At 51.0% G+C, this 15212-nt stretch carries 14 protein-coding genes; 1 reads left to right on the top strand and 13 read right to left on the bottom strand.

Features of this window, described 5'->3' with window-relative positions:
- Nucleotides 1-153 precede the first annotated feature (153 nt).
- From D3P07_RS17710 to D3P07_RS17695, 4 genes are all read right to left on the bottom strand, one after another.
- Complete coding sequence (locus D3P07_RS17710; protein WP_119801571.1) at nt 154-1134, bottom strand: aldo/keto reductase; 981 nt, start codon at nt 1132-1134, stop codon at nt 154-156.
- A gap of 254 nt (nt 1135-1388) precedes the next feature.
- Entirely contained in the window at nt 1389-1922 is a 534-nt protein-coding gene (locus tag D3P07_RS17705) for a cupin domain-containing protein (protein ID WP_259391562.1), read from the bottom strand.
- A gap of 10 nt (nt 1923-1932) precedes the next feature.
- A complete protein-coding gene (locus D3P07_RS17700) occupies nt 1933-2151 on the bottom strand; it encodes a hypothetical protein (RefSeq protein WP_119801569.1) in 219 nt (72 codons plus the stop codon).
- An 88-nt stretch (nt 2152-2239) separates the two neighbouring features.
- The gene (locus tag D3P07_RS17695; protein WP_119801568.1) at nt 2240-4327 is read right to left on the bottom strand and encodes a transglycosylase domain-containing protein; all 2088 of its coding nucleotides are present in this window, start codon (nt 4325-4327) and stop codon (nt 2240-2242) included.
- 307 nt (nt 4328-4634) lie between these two features.
- Between D3P07_RS17695 and D3P07_RS17690 the strand changes: the two genes are divergently transcribed.
- Entirely contained in the window at nt 4635-4985 is a 351-nt protein-coding gene (locus D3P07_RS17690) for a hypothetical protein (RefSeq protein ID WP_119801567.1), read from the top strand.
- Between the two features lie 52 nt (nt 4986-5037).
- On the opposite strand, the gene D3P07_RS17685 is transcribed toward D3P07_RS17690, so the two are convergent.
- The 9 genes from D3P07_RS17685 to D3P07_RS17645 form a co-directional block, all read right to left on the bottom strand.
- On the bottom strand, nt 5038-6060 hold the full coding sequence (locus tag D3P07_RS17685; RefSeq protein WP_119801651.1) for a serine hydrolase domain-containing protein: 1023 nt from the start codon (nt 6058-6060) through the stop codon (nt 5038-5040).
- Between the two features lie 53 nt (nt 6061-6113).
- A complete protein-coding gene (locus D3P07_RS17680; RefSeq protein ID WP_119801566.1) occupies nt 6114-6938 on the bottom strand; it encodes a MerR family transcriptional regulator in 825 nt (274 codons plus the stop codon).
- A 177-nt stretch (nt 6939-7115) separates the two neighbouring features.
- Nucleotides 7116-7442 (bottom strand): hypothetical protein, encoded by a 327-nt coding sequence (locus tag D3P07_RS17675; RefSeq protein ID WP_119801565.1) that lies wholly within the window; start codon nt 7440-7442, stop codon nt 7116-7118.
- Between the two features lie 96 nt (nt 7443-7538).
- Nucleotides 7539-8618 (bottom strand): ROK family protein, encoded by a 1080-nt coding sequence (locus D3P07_RS17670; protein ID WP_259391560.1) that lies wholly within the window; start codon nt 8616-8618, stop codon nt 7539-7541.
- Between the two features lie 220 nt (nt 8619-8838).
- Nucleotides 8839-10233, bottom strand: coding sequence for a galactose-binding domain-containing protein (locus D3P07_RS17665; protein WP_182914375.1), 1395 nt, complete (start codon nt 10231-10233; stop codon nt 8839-8841).
- 97 nt (nt 10234-10330) lie between these two features.
- Nucleotides 10331-11905 (bottom strand): beta-N-acetylhexosaminidase, encoded by a 1575-nt coding sequence (gene nagZ, locus D3P07_RS17660; RefSeq protein WP_119801562.1) that lies wholly within the window; start codon nt 11903-11905, stop codon nt 10331-10333.
- 42 nt (nt 11906-11947) lie between these two features.
- On the bottom strand, nt 11948-12802 hold the full coding sequence (locus D3P07_RS17655; RefSeq protein ID WP_119801561.1) for a carbohydrate ABC transporter permease: 855 nt from the start codon (nt 12800-12802) through the stop codon (nt 11948-11950).
- A gap of 12 nt (nt 12803-12814) precedes the next feature.
- On the bottom strand, nt 12815-13708 hold the full coding sequence (locus D3P07_RS17650) for a carbohydrate ABC transporter permease (protein ID WP_119801560.1): 894 nt from the start codon (nt 13706-13708) through the stop codon (nt 12815-12817).
- 114 nt (nt 13709-13822) lie between these two features.
- Nucleotides 13823-15172: an ABC transporter substrate-binding protein gene (locus D3P07_RS17645; protein WP_119801559.1), complete on the bottom strand. Its 1350-nt coding sequence runs from the start codon at nt 15170-15172 to the stop codon at nt 13823-13825.
- Nucleotides 15173-15212: the final 40 nt, after the last annotated feature.

The following is a 15212-nucleotide window of genomic DNA, read 5'->3' as shown; positions in this document are numbered from 1 at the left end:
CAGTTCATCTAGGTTAGTGTAGGACCGTAATCTTCACTATTAGAAATAATAATATAATCCGATGAAATCCAATAGTCAAGCCTGTCCCTGCAAATACGAAAAAACCGCTGATCTGCGCATGCAAGCCAGCGGCTCTCCCATTCCAAACAGCTTTTATTCAAAACCAACAATTCGATGAGGAACATATGGCTCCTCAAGCGAGGCTACTTCCTCTGCCGTCAGCTTAAGGGAAAGTGCCGCATGGGCATCTTCCAGATGCGAGACTTTCGTAGCCCCTATAATAGGTGCGGTTACCGGCTGTTTCTGGAACAGCCAAGCTAATGCGATTTGTACGCGAGGCACGCTGCGTTGATCCGCAATCGCTGCTACCCGCTCTACGATTAGCCGATCTGTATCCGCTGTCGCATCGTATTTGGACCGCTGTACCTGATCCGTCTCGGATCGATGCGTAGTCTCCGCCCAGTCGCGAGTCAATCTTCCAGACGCGAGCGGACTATATGGAATCACGCCAATCTTCTCCTCCCTGCACAACGGGAGCATCTCTCTCTCCTCTTCACGATACAGCAGATTAAGATGGTTTTGCATCGATACGAACCGGGTCCACCCATTGCGCTCCGCTACATGCAGCGCCTTCTGGAATTGCCAGGCATACATCGCCGAAGCGCCGATATATCTCGCCTTTCCCGCCTTCACCACATCATGAAGAGCTTCCATTGTTTCTTCGATCGGTGTCTGGTAATCCCATCGGTGGATCTGGTACAGATCCACATAATCCGTACCGAGACGCTTGAGACTTTTATCGATTTCGCTCATAATCGCTTTGCGGGACAGGCCTGCGCCATTGGGCCCGGCATGCATGCGGAAGTGAACCTTCGTCGCGAGAACGATTTCATCCCGATTGGCGTAATCTTTTAAAGCCCTGCCCACGATTTCCTCGCTAGTTCCATCTGAATACACATTGGCCGTGTCAAAAAAATTGATGCCCAACTCCAGCGCCTTCTTCAGAATGGGCCTGCTTCTATCCCCATCCAGCACCCAAGGATGGACCCACCGTTCAGCTACGCCAAATCCCATACATCCCAAACATATACGAGATACATCCAATCCGGTATTTCCCAGTTTCACATATTCCATCCGATGGCTCACTCCTTTGACTGGTCCTATACCTTAGTTTAAACGCTGAAGTTAACACCAAGTCAAGCCTTTAGGCGTATTTTCTTAGCAATCTCTTGACCAAGACATGAATAACAAATAAGGACGTTACGCACTTATGAACAAAACCTTATTTCTTCATCTGATCAAGACCTTGCGGTAAACTCCTGATTAAGAAACAGCAAAAAAACCGCGCAAGGCACGGTTTGGATCACAGGCATTTTAAGTGCCTTTGCTTACACTTTGTAACCGAATGCCTTGGCAAGTCGGCCTAAGCCGCCCAACAGCACTTTTTGCACAAATCTAGGCGGACCGGCGATGTAGCCGTCCATAGACGCCCATGCAGCGCCAAGCCAAAGCGGATTGCGCGGGATGCCCTTGCGATTCATAAGTCCTTCCGTCTCCAGCTTATGAATCAGCTCGAACATTCGCCAGTGATTGCCTGGCGGACGAATTTCATGTCGCATCACAAGCAGTTCATCATCTTCCTTCCAGAATTGATGAACCTGGCGGGGCCATACCGATACGATGGAACCGGGACCGGCCGCCATCACATCTCCGTCTACTTTGAAGTGAATGGTCCCTTGCTCAATCATGAACCGCTCCGTCAATACCGGATGCCAATGAGGACCGTTAATGGCCCCCTTCTGGGTCATCCGATGCTCCACCATCAAATACTCGCCGTCTTGATCCGTATCCCATGCCTTGCAAATGATAGTGCGGCCATCCGGATAACGCAGCTCATTCTTCATAGGTTTTGATCCGGTCATCTTGCTCGTCTCACCCCCATCGATCGATTAATTGCTCCAGGAAGTCTGCAAACGTAGGAGCATATACGTCTATGATTCCGTTCATCAAATCATATTGCATGACGTTGAACTCATGATGCTCGTTGACTGAAGTCGTATCGAAGAAGTACAGCTCATCCGAATCCGGCACGTAAAGAATCTCTCCGCCTTCCAGCCGCCCGTTGCCGTCATTCCGCAGCCCCCTTCGCAAACTATTATTCTCTTATTCTACCCAATCGTTTCCATAGGTTCAAATCCGCGTCTATAGAAACGATATTTTTGGAGGCAAGACGTCGATCTCAATCATTGTCATTATTGTTGTTATCGTCCCTCTCTCTTTCCTTATGCTCCCGTTTCTTCTTCTCCTGCTCTTTCTTGCGCTTTTTCTCTTCCTTCTCCCGTTCTTTCTTTTTCTTTCGCTCTTCCCTTTCCTTCTTTTTGTACTTATGCCCTTTCTTCTCGTCTTCCGATATGGCAGAATCCTGCTTGTCCGGGATCAACCCCTTCATGACAGGGAACGAAATAATCGGTTGGTCTTGCAGAGCTTGACTCATCATCGCCTGGAACACAACTGCTGCCGCCTTCGAGGAAGTAGTCAAATAATGATTGGCATCTGGATGGTCATACCCAAGCCAGACAGCCCCGACTAGCTGAGGCGTATAACCGACAAACCAGTTGTCTCTTGCGCCGCCTGCAACGCCAGGCATCTCGGTCGTTCCAGTCTTGCCCGCGACCTCTCGGTCAGCAATCGCGGCTGCCTTACCGCTGCCGCTCTGCACCACGCCTTGCAGCATTGCGGTCATCATCCGGGCTACCTCAGGAGCTATAGCTTCGGTCCCCGCTTCCTCCTTACGCACCGCAATGACAGTTCCATCAGCGGATTCAATTCGCACGATGGCATGGCTGCTCAGGCGGTTCCCGTCATTGGCGAACGCCCCGTACGCCTCCGCCATATGCTGCGGAGACACGCCGTGCTTCATGCCGCCAAGCGCCAAACCAAGCGTCCGGTCATCCGCTTCAAGCGGAATGCCGAAGCGAGTCAAGGCATCGATGCCCCGGTCGATTCCGAGCTCATTCAGCAGCTTGACGGCGGGAATGTTATACGACTGGATTAGCGCTTCATACAGGGTCACCCTTCCGTGAAACCGGTTGTCTACGTTTTTCGGCTCATAGCTCCCAAAGCGCACGGCCTCATCCAAGATACGGCTATCCGGTCGGAAGCCATTCTCCAGCGCTGGCGTGTATGAAGCAAGCGGCTTGATCGTAGAACCCGGCTGCCTGCGCAATTGGACAGCACGATTGAAGCCGCGGAACGGCTGATCGCCTCTGCCGCCCACCGCTGCCTTAATCCCGCCGGTCTTCGGGTCGATCAGAATAGCGCCCGCTTGAATCAGTTGATCACCCATGCTTGCCGGGAACAGGCTGTCATTCTTGAATACATCCTCGGCAGCCTGCTGCATGCCGGGGTTAAGCGTCGTGTAAATACGAAGCCCCCCGTGCAGCACATCATTTTCGGTCAAGCCGTACTGGCTAATTGCTTCACGAATGACCTGATCCGTATAATACGGATATTGAATGGAGTCCGTACGGTTCGGCCTGGATTCACGAAGCGTAAGCGTCTCTTTGATGGCTTGATCATAGGCTTGCTGATCGAGATAGCCTTGATTCTTAAGCAGGGAAAGTACCACGTTGCGGCGCTCGATCGCCTGCTCTGGCCTTTTGTACGGCGACAGCACGGAAGGCGCCTTCACCAACCCCGCGAGTAATGCCGCCTCCGCCTCAGTCAGACTGTCGACGGACTTGCCGAAGTACACTTCCGCTGCACGCTTAACGCCCCATGCCCCTTCGCCAAAGTAGATCTGGTTCAGATACATCGTGATAATCTGGTCTTTGTTATATTGCTCTTCAATTTTTTGGGCAAGCAGCACCTCATTCCACTTGCGCTTCAGCGTTCTCTCATGGGACAGGAACACATTTTTCGCCAGTTGCTGGGTGATCGTGCTTCCGCCTTGAACGGTCTTCCCTGCAGTCACGTTCTGCATAAGCGCCCGACCTATGCCCCATATATCCATGCCTTCATGCTCGTAAAATCTTCTGTCCTCCACAGCGACAATCGCATCAATCATATGCTTTGGAATCTCCTCGAAAGCGACAGGCTCAATTTCGTTCAACGAAATGATGACCGCTTCTTGTCCTTTATCATCATATATGACCGTAGGCGCAGGCAGCGGCTCATCCAGCCGCGTCACATCCTGGGCTGATACAAGCATCCGAAGCCCGATCCAGCTGGAGACGCCGAGCAGCAGCAGGACCAATCCAAGCAGCACTAGCCCCTTTTTCCATAACCCGATTCGTTTCTTTTGGTTCACTTTTGATGACTTGCTCATTCCTATAGTCCCCCCGTATTTCTTATCTATATAGATAAACATTCGTAAGGGAGCGGCGATTTGAGTCGTTCGGCCTACCATGCAAAGACATCCATTATCCCCATGTCCGGTCCGCATAATTGGAATATAATAGAAATTAACCGCAAGCAGGTCCGCTTTGATATGAGACGATTGTGACTCTCGTTATGGATCTGGCAAGCGGTTTTTTTGTGGAATGAGGCCGGCAAATCGGGGTGTAGGGAGGGATGAAGGTTCATTTGCAAACCATTAGGCTTAGCCAGCAGTTCAATTCGAAGGAGGCTATAAGATGAAGAAAATGATAGTGGTATTGTTGACTGTATTTTTCGCTTTTGCCGCGACGGCTTCAGCCGATGGCGGTTATCATGTCGTGAACCCGGCCGGTAACTACGACCTGAGAGCCGGTATTCTTTGTTTCTCCAGTACGCCATGCGAAGTGACGATCAAGCTGCACTACGCCGATCCATACGGTCAGCCTGGCACATTAGTCTACCAAACAACACGGACGGTATCCGGTTCCTACACCGAGCTGAGAATTCCGGTTGGCTATTTGTCAGGCAACTATATTACCGACTTCACGTACAGCAACTACAATTGCACGCTGGATAATGTCCATCTGATGCCTACTTCCTACTCATAACTTGTATAGTTAGGCTTGAAAAGCCCTTCGACCGCTTGTCGAAGGGCTTGTTCTAGCTATCTAACGCCGGCAGCAGATGTTCCTTAATCAGAGACCAGCGATCACGCGGATTCATCATAAAGGATGAGGAGATCGCAATAACCATGTGTTGCTCAGGCAAGCAGCAGATCATATTGCCCCCATCTCCCATGGCGGAGAAGGTTCGAAGGCCGTCTTCATTGCGCAGCCACCAGAGATAGCCGTATTGATTCTTATTCATCGCCACGGATTTCTCCACCCAGCTCTGCGGTATAACTTGCAGCTGATCCCGTTTGCCGTTATTGATATACAATAGTCCGAATTGTGCCATATCGCGAGTCGTTAGCGTTAGTCCCCATCCGCCCGTCGAATAATGCCCCGGATCATGAACCCAACCCCTTACCCCCTGGCCGAACAGCTCGTCAAAGCCATAAGCCTTCATTGGATAACCCGGAATCGTCTGCATCCCGGCCAAGCCAAATAAATAGTGGTTGGCGAATTCACGCGCGCTTTGGCCGGTGGTGCGAGTTAGAATAGCCGATAGCAAGTGCGCTCCAGCGGTACTATATTTGAAAGCGCCGACCTCTCCGCCACCCTGGCCGAGCATATCCAGCGAATACTTGATCCAATCAGGCTGCATACACATTTGATCCAGCGGCTCCTGCCAATCCGTAAATGGATAAGGCGCCGTCATCGTAAGCAGATGGCGGATCGTAATGTTCTCCCCTTGCCCGTCAGCCTCCGCCCCGGAAGGTGTATATTCGGGGAAGAAGTCCAGTACCCTGGCATTTTCATCAGCTATATGTCCTTTGTCAACAGCGATGCCAATCAAGGCAGACAGCACACTCTTCGTAACCGAGGCGACGTGATGCTTATCTTCGGGGCCAAAGCCGTTATAATAGTGTTCATACGCAATAGAACCGTCTCTCATTGCCACAATACCTGTAATATTACTATAATCTGCTGCTATTAGCTCATCCAATCCGGACAGGCTCGTCGAGCCTTCCGCCATTTGGAGGGATGTTTCCTTATAGTTATTCCACTCATTGTCAGGCATGTTTCTCCCCCTATGCTGCATCAATTTATTTGGCAACAACATATGCTGCTCCATTACTTCTTCCTGACGGGAAAATAAACCTCTGTCACATTATCTTCCGGGTCGGCTGTCTGCATGGGATCAGTCACATAGATTTCATAAGGCGCCCTGATGATCTCGAACCCTTCGTTTTCGATCCATTCTCTCAATCTGGCAAGCACGGACGGCATCCCGGCATAGGAGCCCTTCAGCACGGACCTCGCGCATAAACCGCCTTGAAAGTCTCGCGTTCCGGTTACGATCTCTTTCACCGGGATTGCGAATTCGGTATCGTTGCCGGACGGATTGAACTCCGGGCTGTGATAAAGCGTCATCGGCGTACCGTGCAGCGTCAGCTTGTCTTTCGCAATTTTTTCATAGAGTTTGCCGAAGTACATTCCGTACCCAGCCTCATAGTCCTCCCCTCTCAGCAATTGGCGTGTGTAAAGCAGATTCATCGGCCCCGTTTCCACCAATTGAACTTCAATGCCATCCAGATAAGCCATCATCGGAATACCTCTATGCAGCTGATCGGCATCCTTCTTTAGTTGATTCAGCGTCAAGGTATACGCATCAATCTGTTGCTGCAGATCGCTGGCTTTGCGCTGGAGAGCAGAGGCCAGCTTCTCATCAGTCTGATCCGCTTCCCATTCCAGCATTGTTCTAATCTCATCCAGCGAGAAGTGATACGATTTCAAGCGGTTGATAAGCAGCATCGTCTTAAGCTGTCGGATGGAGTAATACCGGTAGCCGCTTTCCGGATTGACTACCTCGGGATGGATCAATCCCACCTCCGCATAATAGCGCAGCGTCTTTGTGGATACGCCGCATATTTTCGAGAATTCACCGATTGTGAGCATATGTCACCCCCATTTTACATTGGTTTGCAGGATCATGTTCCCGTCGAGCTGCGGCCTTGCTCAGCTCTTACTATGCGCCTTCCCCTAAGGGCAAGGTCAACGGCCATTTGATTCCCTCCATACGATCCCGTCAAACGAAAAAAGCCGCGATCCACGCGGCTATTACGGTTAAAGCTCTTATATAATGAAATAATCCACTAGAAACACAACCGAGACGGCACTGGTTACAATAAGCAGGACTCCGCCTAATTTATAACTAATCGTTGCTCCATAATTCCGTCGATGCTTTCGCGACAGGAGAACAGCAGGCAGCCAAAAGAGAATCGAAACAATAAATGGATAATGAAATCCGCTTTCTCCATTGGAATATATGTTTAGATTCAACTGCTGAAACAGGTAATGGCTAATCATAAAACCATCGGCAAACTTGTAGTTGAACAAGAAACCAAGCGCCAGAATGAACAACGCTGCTGTACCAAGCCCGAATGTTTTTCGGTTTGTCATAGAGCACACCCCTTACACTCCTAGCATGTTATGTTATACAGTATAACAGATTGGAAATGGAATATTAAGGGTTACTGAGCAGGGAGTTGTCTTCCATTATTTCAATACCGATGCGCTGAATATTTGCTGCAGCATCAGCGTTGCTGCGCCATAGAGCGAGCCCTTGTCTCCGAAGGAAGCGGGGATGATGCGCTCCTGCCGGAACGGAAGCGGGAATGGAAAGGCTTCGATCGCCTCCTTCACCTGGCTCATGAAGCGTGGCGATCCGTTCATCCATCCTTCAATGATCATCACCTCAGGGCTGACGAAGTTGCCTGCGCTCGCCAGCATAAAGGTCGTCACATATTGCACCTTGTCGAAGATCGGCTCCAGCCATTCCTCGCCTGAATTGTAGCGTTCCAGCACTTCACCGAATGCAGCCGGGATTGGGACCTCCCGCTTCAAGGCCATTGCTTGGCTTTTCTTCAATATATAAGGGCTTGTCAGCACGGTTTCGATACAGCCTACCGCTCCGCAGGTGCACTGCTCGCCGCCGGGATCGACCGGAATATGCCCAATCTCGCCGGCAGTGCCTTGAAACCCCGCATAAATCGTAGAGTCGATAATGATGCCTGAGCCAATACCTTCATTAATAGTCAAATAAACAATGTTGCTGATCCCCTTCGCCGCACCGGAATAAAACTCCGCAAAGGCAGCCGCGTTGGAGTCGTTCACCAGCTTCACAGGGATATTCGGGTAAGAAGCCGCAATATGCGCTTTGACGTTGAACTGATTCAATTGCAAGTAACGGGACACCAGGACAATCTCGCCGCTCGAATCAATGATGCCCGGGGTAGAAACGCCTATTCCTTTAATCAGCGACGAATCGACGCCAGATGCTTGCTGCATGCAGTAGCTAAGCGCTTCGTCGATTTGACCGGCAATTCGGTCATTGCCCTTCTCGATCTCCGTCCTGTACTCCGCAATGCATTCACCATGCAAATTCATAATGGCGCATCGCAAATACTGATTGCCAAAGGACAAGCCAATCACATAACCGCCGTCCTTGTTGATCTGGAGCGAGATCGCCCTTCTGCCTACGCCGGTCGTCTGTTTCTCGCCCAGCTCTTCCACCAGCTTCAACTGAATCAGCTCTTCAATTAGCGCCGATACCGTCGTAGCGCTCAGCTTTGTCATCGTCGTTAATTCCGCCCGAGTACGCATCCCTTCACGATGAAGGAGGTTCAATATCGTTGCCATATTTATTTCTTTCATGAGCTGAAGATTGCCTTTCACCTGCACCCAAACCTATCCTTTCACCGAGCATGTTTCCTATATTTTAGCATAATAGAAGGGCCAGACATAGCGTATCCTCAGGGAAGAGGAGCCGGATTCGACTCCCCCTTCTTGCATCGGACTAAATATTATCCGCTTGCCGGATGGACAGATTCCGGTAGTTTTGCACCACATCCTGGACCTGTGCCGGTGTCAGTACCGTGTTCTTGGCATGATACACCCAGTCTACATCCATCTCATACGTTCTAGGTGTTGATGTTCCCATCAACTGTTCCGCCATGAACCAAAGATTGAAGTTAATCGACATATTTGCTCTCGGATAATATTTGCCGCCATGCGTGGATAACAGATTGCCGTCTAGATAGTATTTCACTTCACCGCCAGAGACGACCATCACCAGCGTATGCCAGCCCGTATAAGTGCCTACATGCGCGGAATACAAATTGTCTTTGCTCCACGGATTGTTGCTGTACGTGTACCACGATGTATTCCACATCGCCGGCTGAGGGACGCCCCACCCTCCGTTGGCCAGCAATTCGAAGTCAAGCTCGCTGTAAAGCGGATCGTTGTCATAGCGCAGAGGGGAGATCGTAAAGAACGTCTCTACAATGCCGTCGCCATCCGGTCCTGAGATCGGAGCATCGGTGAAACGCACTCGCGCCGCGTAGGTTCCTTCTCTAAATTTCATAGAAGAGGTATAAATCTCCGACTGGCTTGTGCCCGCTCCCGTGCCATTCGTGCTGGCCTTAAGGCGCATAATCTTGTTGCTTGTGAGCGAGGAGTCGTCATGGAAAGAGATATTGCTGGCAGACCAGGAAGCGCCTGCCGGACCAGGAGCGCCAACTCCCGTACGGATAACCCAGTTATGCAGTCCGATATTGGAATCGTACGGCCCCGAATAATTAAAGTCATTGAACAGTGCATGCGTGACAACTGGAGGCGTAACGCCGCCTGAGCCCTCGCCCCACACCTCTACCTCAACATAATGATTGTAGATGTTGGCACTGCTGCCGTTGGAGTATAGCCGGACATATCTGGCATTGACTGCAGCGAAATCGATGGTCTTCCCGGCGCTGCTCTCGCTGTATTCCGCTTGGCTGCCGAAGCCGAGTCCAGCGCTGTTGTTAGTATCGTTGTTGAATACCGTCGTGACCCCGCTGCTGAAGCTGGCGTCATTGGACAAGCGAACGATGACGTCCCGATATGTTCTGCCATCCGCGAAGTAATGCCATACCTTCACCTGGCTAAGCGAATAGCTTTGTCCCAGGTCGATCTGTATCCATTGCAGATTCTCGGTCACGCCAACATGATTGTCGCTGCTTTTGTTGCCGTCCGTTACGAGAGAAGGACTCCCCCAGATCGGTTGGCTAGCCGTTACAGACTTGCCTGCTGCCAGATTGCTCGGCGCCGCATAGGATACCTCTTTGTAGAACGGTGTCCCAAGCAGAAGCAAGCTCATCGCCAGCACCATCAGACTCCATTTCCTTACGCTTGATCGAGTGCTCCAACTTAACATTGCACAACCACCTCTCATAAGTGTAGGTAATACAACAGTTGAATCCACTTGCATCTGCGAATCGTGATGCCCTGCTCCTTTGCCCCTTACCTCTCTCTCATGCAATCCCCCCTCTCGGTATAAGCAGCTCGGCAAGTGCCGTTAACGAATAATCTGAAGTGGAGCATAGCAGCGCTTTGCTTGCCTGCTCCGGCAACACCTGCGTATCATACGGATTTCGTAGAATGACCGCAAGCAGCGGCTTATGCTTCGCAAGCAAGCGAGCCAACTCCGCCTGCCCTTCGAATAGATGCGCATTAATCGTTCCCTGTATAACCGCATCATAATCTTCCGCTTGATCGGCGACCCGCTGCTGTTCACCCGCATCCGGATTTTGCGATAAGGAGATAGCCGTCAACTGAATACCGCGACTCGCTAACAGCCTGGCAAGCGGCAGCTGCCTATCATCGGAATTGTCGGCTTTGCTTTGTCTCTCCAGCTTCGGAACTAGGAGCAAGTAACGCTTGCTCTTTTGCAACGGAACCATCTGCTGCGGATCATCCGTCAGCTTCACTGTCTCCCTGGCAAGAGCGAGGATGCGTTCCTTCCATTGTTCACGCGGAACCGGTGAAGCCAATGCCCGGTAAGAGGCCATTTTGGCATGCAGCTCATCGATTCTGGTCATAGATTCGTCGATCCGATCCTCCGGGATAACCCCTGCCCTGACTGCCTTCACAATACCCGCCATGACTTCCTCCTGGAATTGCGGCGTATGGCACATTAGAATCAAGTCATTGCCTGCCAAGACAGCCATTACTCCGATCTCGGCAGGCTCGTAGTTGTTCTTGATCGCGCCCATCTCGATATCATCGGTACAGATGACACCTTGGAAGCCCAGCTTGTTCCGCAGCAGCTCTGTAGCGAAATAATAGCTAAGCGAAGCAGGCAGTCCCTGGGATTCCGGAATAGCGGGGAACACGATATGAGCCAGCATCACGGAATCTACCCCGGCCTCGATTGCCTTTTGGAACGGAAGCAGCGGTCCCGCCAGCAGTTGGTCCCGATCAAGCTCGCAGGTTTGCAGGTCAATGTGGGAATCTCCTCTAACTTGGCCATGGCCCGGGAAGTGCTTGGCTGTGCACGCCACTCCCGCTTCATGCATGCCTGCGATATAGGCAGCGCCCAACCTTGCGACCGTGCTCGGAACTTCGCCGAATGACCGAATGCCGACCACCGGATTATCGACGTTCGTATTCACATCCAGCACAGGCGCCCAGTTCATCGGAATGCCGACTTCATGCAATTGGCTGCCGATCAGCTTTCCTTGCTCATGGGCAATCCCCTCGCTGTCTGCCAGCCCGACAGCCCGATTGCTCGGCATATAGGGATAGAAGTCTTTCAGATTGGATAGGCTCCCGCCTTCCTCGTCGATGGACAGATAGAGGGGCTGTCGATTAGGCGTCGATGCTGTCAATTGGGTTGCAGACGCAATCCATTCCTGCAACTGTGCTTCGGATTGGATATTGTGAGGAAAGATTCCCAGCCCTCCGATCGGATGAGCACCGAATCTCTTTGATGTCTCTTCGTCTATATAAGGGCCGGGCACTCCGATTACGCACATCCTCGCAATCTTCTCTTCCAGGCTTAGTCTGGTATTGCTCTCTGGTTGTGGATAGCTAGCGGCTGTTTCCATACTCTCCATCCTTTCTCTATCTGTGTTGCTCTAACATTCGCTTTACTTCACAGCGCCTGACGTTACACCCGCCACGATATGCCGCTGGAACAGGATATACATGACCACGACCGGAATCATGGATAATAACAAACCTGCGAACAGAGGGCCCCACTCTGTACGGAATTGCATCTCCGCCTGCATGACGGCTATGCCGACCGGAACCGTGTACTTCGCAGGATCATTCACGAACACTGTGCCCATCAAATACTCATTCCACGTATTCAGCGCGTTCATAATGCCAATCGTAATGAAGCCGGAACGCGCAAGGGGGAACATCACTTGAAAAAACGTCCGGTAGTAGCCGGCCCCATCCATATAAGCGGCCTCCTCCAGCTCCCTCGGCAAAGACTTGAAGAAGCTTACCATGACGAATACGCTGAAGGGCAGCGCCCACGCCGTATACACAATAATGAGTCCGACAAGATTATTAATTAACCCCAAATCATTCAGCAGGAAAAATAGCGGTACCAGCCCGAGTATCATAGGGATCATCATCGCCGATAAATAGACATAATACATGACCTGGCTGCCCTTGAATGCGAACCGGGCCAATATATAGGCCGTTGTCGCCGAAAGCACGATGGCCAGAAATGTGCTGATCGCCGTAACGACGACTGAATTCATAAAGAAATCATTGAAATGATACCGGTTCCATACATCTGTAAAATTGCTCCACAGCAATGGCAGCTTGGGCAGTGCCCATGGTTTCTCCAGCATAAATTGCTTATTGTCCTTCAATGCGCCGAGTCCTGTCCATATGAGCGGGTACAATACCGCAGCTGTCCACAGCAGCAGAATCATTTGGGACAGGATGGTTAAAGCTCGATGGCTTCGCTTGGATGTAATTGGATTCATGGCCGCTTCCTCCTATGACAGTTGTGTCTCGTCACGGCGCAGCAACCGTTGAAGAACCAACGTAGTAATCAGTGATATTGCAAGAATGAATACGCCGATAGCTGAGGCATAACCCATATGGAATTGCTTGAAGCCCATCTGATACAGATAGGAGCCCATCACCTGCGTTGCATTATCAGGTCCGCCTTCCGTCATAATCCAAACCATGACGAATGAACCGTTCAATGTCGTGATGGCAATATGAAGAATACTCACCTTGATTTGCTCCCATATCAGCGGTACCGTGATGGACCAGAACTGCCTGCCTTCCGATGCGCCATCGATCTCCGCAGCCTCATACAACGAGGTCGGAATGGTCAAGATTGCCGCTACCAACAGCAGAAAATAAAAGCCGATCCCCGCCCAGATCGAAGGCCATAGGATTGACCAGAGCGCCGTCTCGGCTTGACCGAGCCAAGGCGTCCGTACAGGCTCGTCGGTAAAAACCGAAAGCAGCGAATTCAAGATACCGATGTTCGGATTATAGATAAATCTCCACAGCACCCCAATGACCACAACCGAGATAATGTTTGGCATAAAAAAGACGATTCGATAAAACTTCGCCCCGCGAAGCTTGAAGCGTGTGACCGCTACAGCAAAAAAAGTAGCCAATACGACAATGCCGATCACTTTGCCCGCGACAAGGAAATAGTCGTTCGTAATCGATTTCCACAAGATTGGATCCTTGATGAGCTCCACGAAATTTTGAAAACCGATATACGTCATAAACGCCGAGCTACCTGACCAGTCGAACAATGAGATATACATGCCGCGCGCAATGGGATAGATGGTGAACATGGCGAAAAACAAAAAAGTAGGGATAAGGAATGACAGGATAAACCATCTTCTCTTGTTCGTATTGCTCATTCTGACCCTTCCTTGTATCAGATTCGTGTAACGAACTGTGCCGGAGAGCCAGTGCATGCCAGCTATTACTGTAGCACAGGCGATCCGGCAACAATCAGTTCATCAGGTTGCGATTTATTTGCGCGCTTTTGCCGCTGCGGCTTCCACCCGCTCGCCCCATTGCTGCGGCGTAATATTGCCCAAGGTCAAGGCTACCGTCGCGTTGTTCATCTCCGTCTTCACATCCGGATTAAACTCTACGACCGGAGCTACCAGCGTACTGCCGTCGCTATAGAAGCTCATAGCCCCCTTCACCACATCGCTCGCTGTTGAGGATTCCAGATCGGCTTTCACGTTCATAAGCGCTCCTGTTTTCTCTGCGAAGTTCAGCGAATGCTGCTTGGTGAACACGAATTCGATAAAGGCTTTGGCTGCTTCTACGTTTTTCGCCTTTTTCGCAATGGCCATAGTAGCCGTATAAGGAATGGCCACATATTTGCCGCCATTCGACTGCGTCACGGATGGAACGTATGCGAACTTGAAATCTTCCGGCGTATCATTTTTCATCTCGCTCTCCAGCCACAATCCGTTCGGAATGAAAGCCGACTTATGCTGCAGGAACAGCATTTGAGAGTCCGTATGATTCAGCGCTGACGACGCTTTATCGATGTATTCAAGGCTGCTGATCTCGCTGAGCTTCTCCAGCGCCTTCAGAACCGGCTCGCTTTGATAAACGCCTTCCTTCATTTCGCCCATTTCAACCAGAATATTAGCGTTGTCATCATTGGCGGAGATGATAGCCGGGAACAGGAACCCGCCATGAATGTATTCCGGGTAGACACCTGTATGAATATAAGGGCTGATGCCAGTTGACTTGATTTGCTCGCTTAGCTTAAGGAAGCTGTCATAATCGGTCGGTACCTGCCAGCCGTTCTTCTCAAGCAGTGCCTGATCGTAGAAGTTGCCGTAAGCGCCGAATACAAGCGGGATATTATAGACGTTGCCGCCATACGCCTCGGGCTGCGAGATTAGCACATCCAGAATCGGCTCGCCGTCTACATTGACAGCCGACTGAATCCACTCTGTAATATCCAGCAGCTGATCGTCTTCGATCATCTGTCTTGGATTGGAGCCTGCTCCATCGATGTAGACAACATCCGGAGGATCGCCTTGAATCCAGCGAGGTTTCATCTGCTCGTTAATGACCGCTCCTGCCGATTGCTTAATGTTCAGCTTCGGATTGGCCTTTTGGAATTGCTCGATCGTGTCCAGCCACCAAGCGTCTCCGTAACCGCCTACAAAATATTGAATCTCGAAATCTCCCGTCAGCCCCTCTTGGGCCGGCTCCTCGGATTGAGCTGGCGATGCTGTCGGAGTTTTGGTGGCGTTGCCGCCTGCTTCATTGCCAGACTTTGTGCCGCACCCCGTCACGGCAAGCAGTAGAAAACATGCGACAAGCGTTGCTGCAAGCTTCGTTTTTTTCATAGCGACCTCTCCTCTTGTATCTTCTTCGTACGATCAACAA

Source organism: Paenibacillus sp. 1011MAR3C5, from assembly GCF_003591485.1.
Lineage (GTDB): Bacteria > Bacillota > Bacilli > Paenibacillales > Paenibacillaceae > Pristimantibacillus.
Note: the sequence above shows the minus strand (reverse complement) of the source record. Positions and strands in the feature narration are given on the sequence as shown.

Excerpts from the sequence above, each read along its gene's own strand:
- D3P07_RS17690 (WP_119801567.1), top strand. The coding sequence starts at position 4,635 with ATGAAGAAAATGATAGTGGTATTGTTGACTGTATTTTTCGCTTTTGCC.
- D3P07_RS17655 (WP_119801561.1), bottom strand. The coding sequence starts at position 12,802 with ATGAATCCAATTACATCCAAGCGAAGCCATCGAGCTTTAACCATCCTG.
- D3P07_RS17705 (WP_259391562.1), bottom strand. The coding sequence starts at position 1,922 with ATGACCGGATCAAAACCTATGAAGAATGAGCTGCGTTATCCGGATGGC.
- D3P07_RS17675 (WP_119801565.1), bottom strand. The coding sequence starts at position 7,442 with ATGACAAACCGAAAAACATTCGGGCTTGGTACAGCAGCGTTGTTCATT.
- D3P07_RS17685 (WP_119801651.1), bottom strand. The coding sequence starts at position 6,060 with ATGCCTGACAATGAGTGGAATAACTATAAGGAAACATCCCTCCAAATG.
- nagZ (WP_119801562.1), bottom strand. The coding sequence starts at position 11,905 with ATGGAAACAGCCGCTAGCTATCCACAACCAGAGAGCAATACCAGACTA.
- D3P07_RS17645 (WP_119801559.1), bottom strand. The coding sequence starts at position 15,172 with ATGAAAAAAACGAAGCTTGCAGCAACGCTTGTCGCATGTTTTCTACTG.
- D3P07_RS17665 (WP_182914375.1), bottom strand. The coding sequence starts at position 10,233 with ATGTTAAGTTGGAGCACTCGATCAAGCGTAAGGAAATGGAGTCTGATG.
- D3P07_RS17670 (WP_259391560.1), bottom strand. The coding sequence starts at position 8,618 with ATGACAAAGCTGAGCGCTACGACGGTATCGGCGCTAATTGAAGAGCTG.
- D3P07_RS17680 (WP_119801566.1), bottom strand. The coding sequence starts at position 6,938 with ATGCTCACAATCGGTGAATTCTCGAAAATATGCGGCGTATCCACAAAG.
- D3P07_RS17695 (WP_119801568.1), bottom strand. The coding sequence starts at position 4,327 with ATGAGCAAGTCATCAAAAGTGAACCAAAAGAAACGAATCGGGTTATGG.
- D3P07_RS17650 (WP_119801560.1), bottom strand. The coding sequence starts at position 13,708 with ATGAGCAATACGAACAAGAGAAGATGGTTTATCCTGTCATTCCTTATC.
- D3P07_RS17710 (WP_119801571.1), bottom strand. The coding sequence starts at position 1,134 with ATGGAATATGTGAAACTGGGAAATACCGGATTGGATGTATCTCGTATA.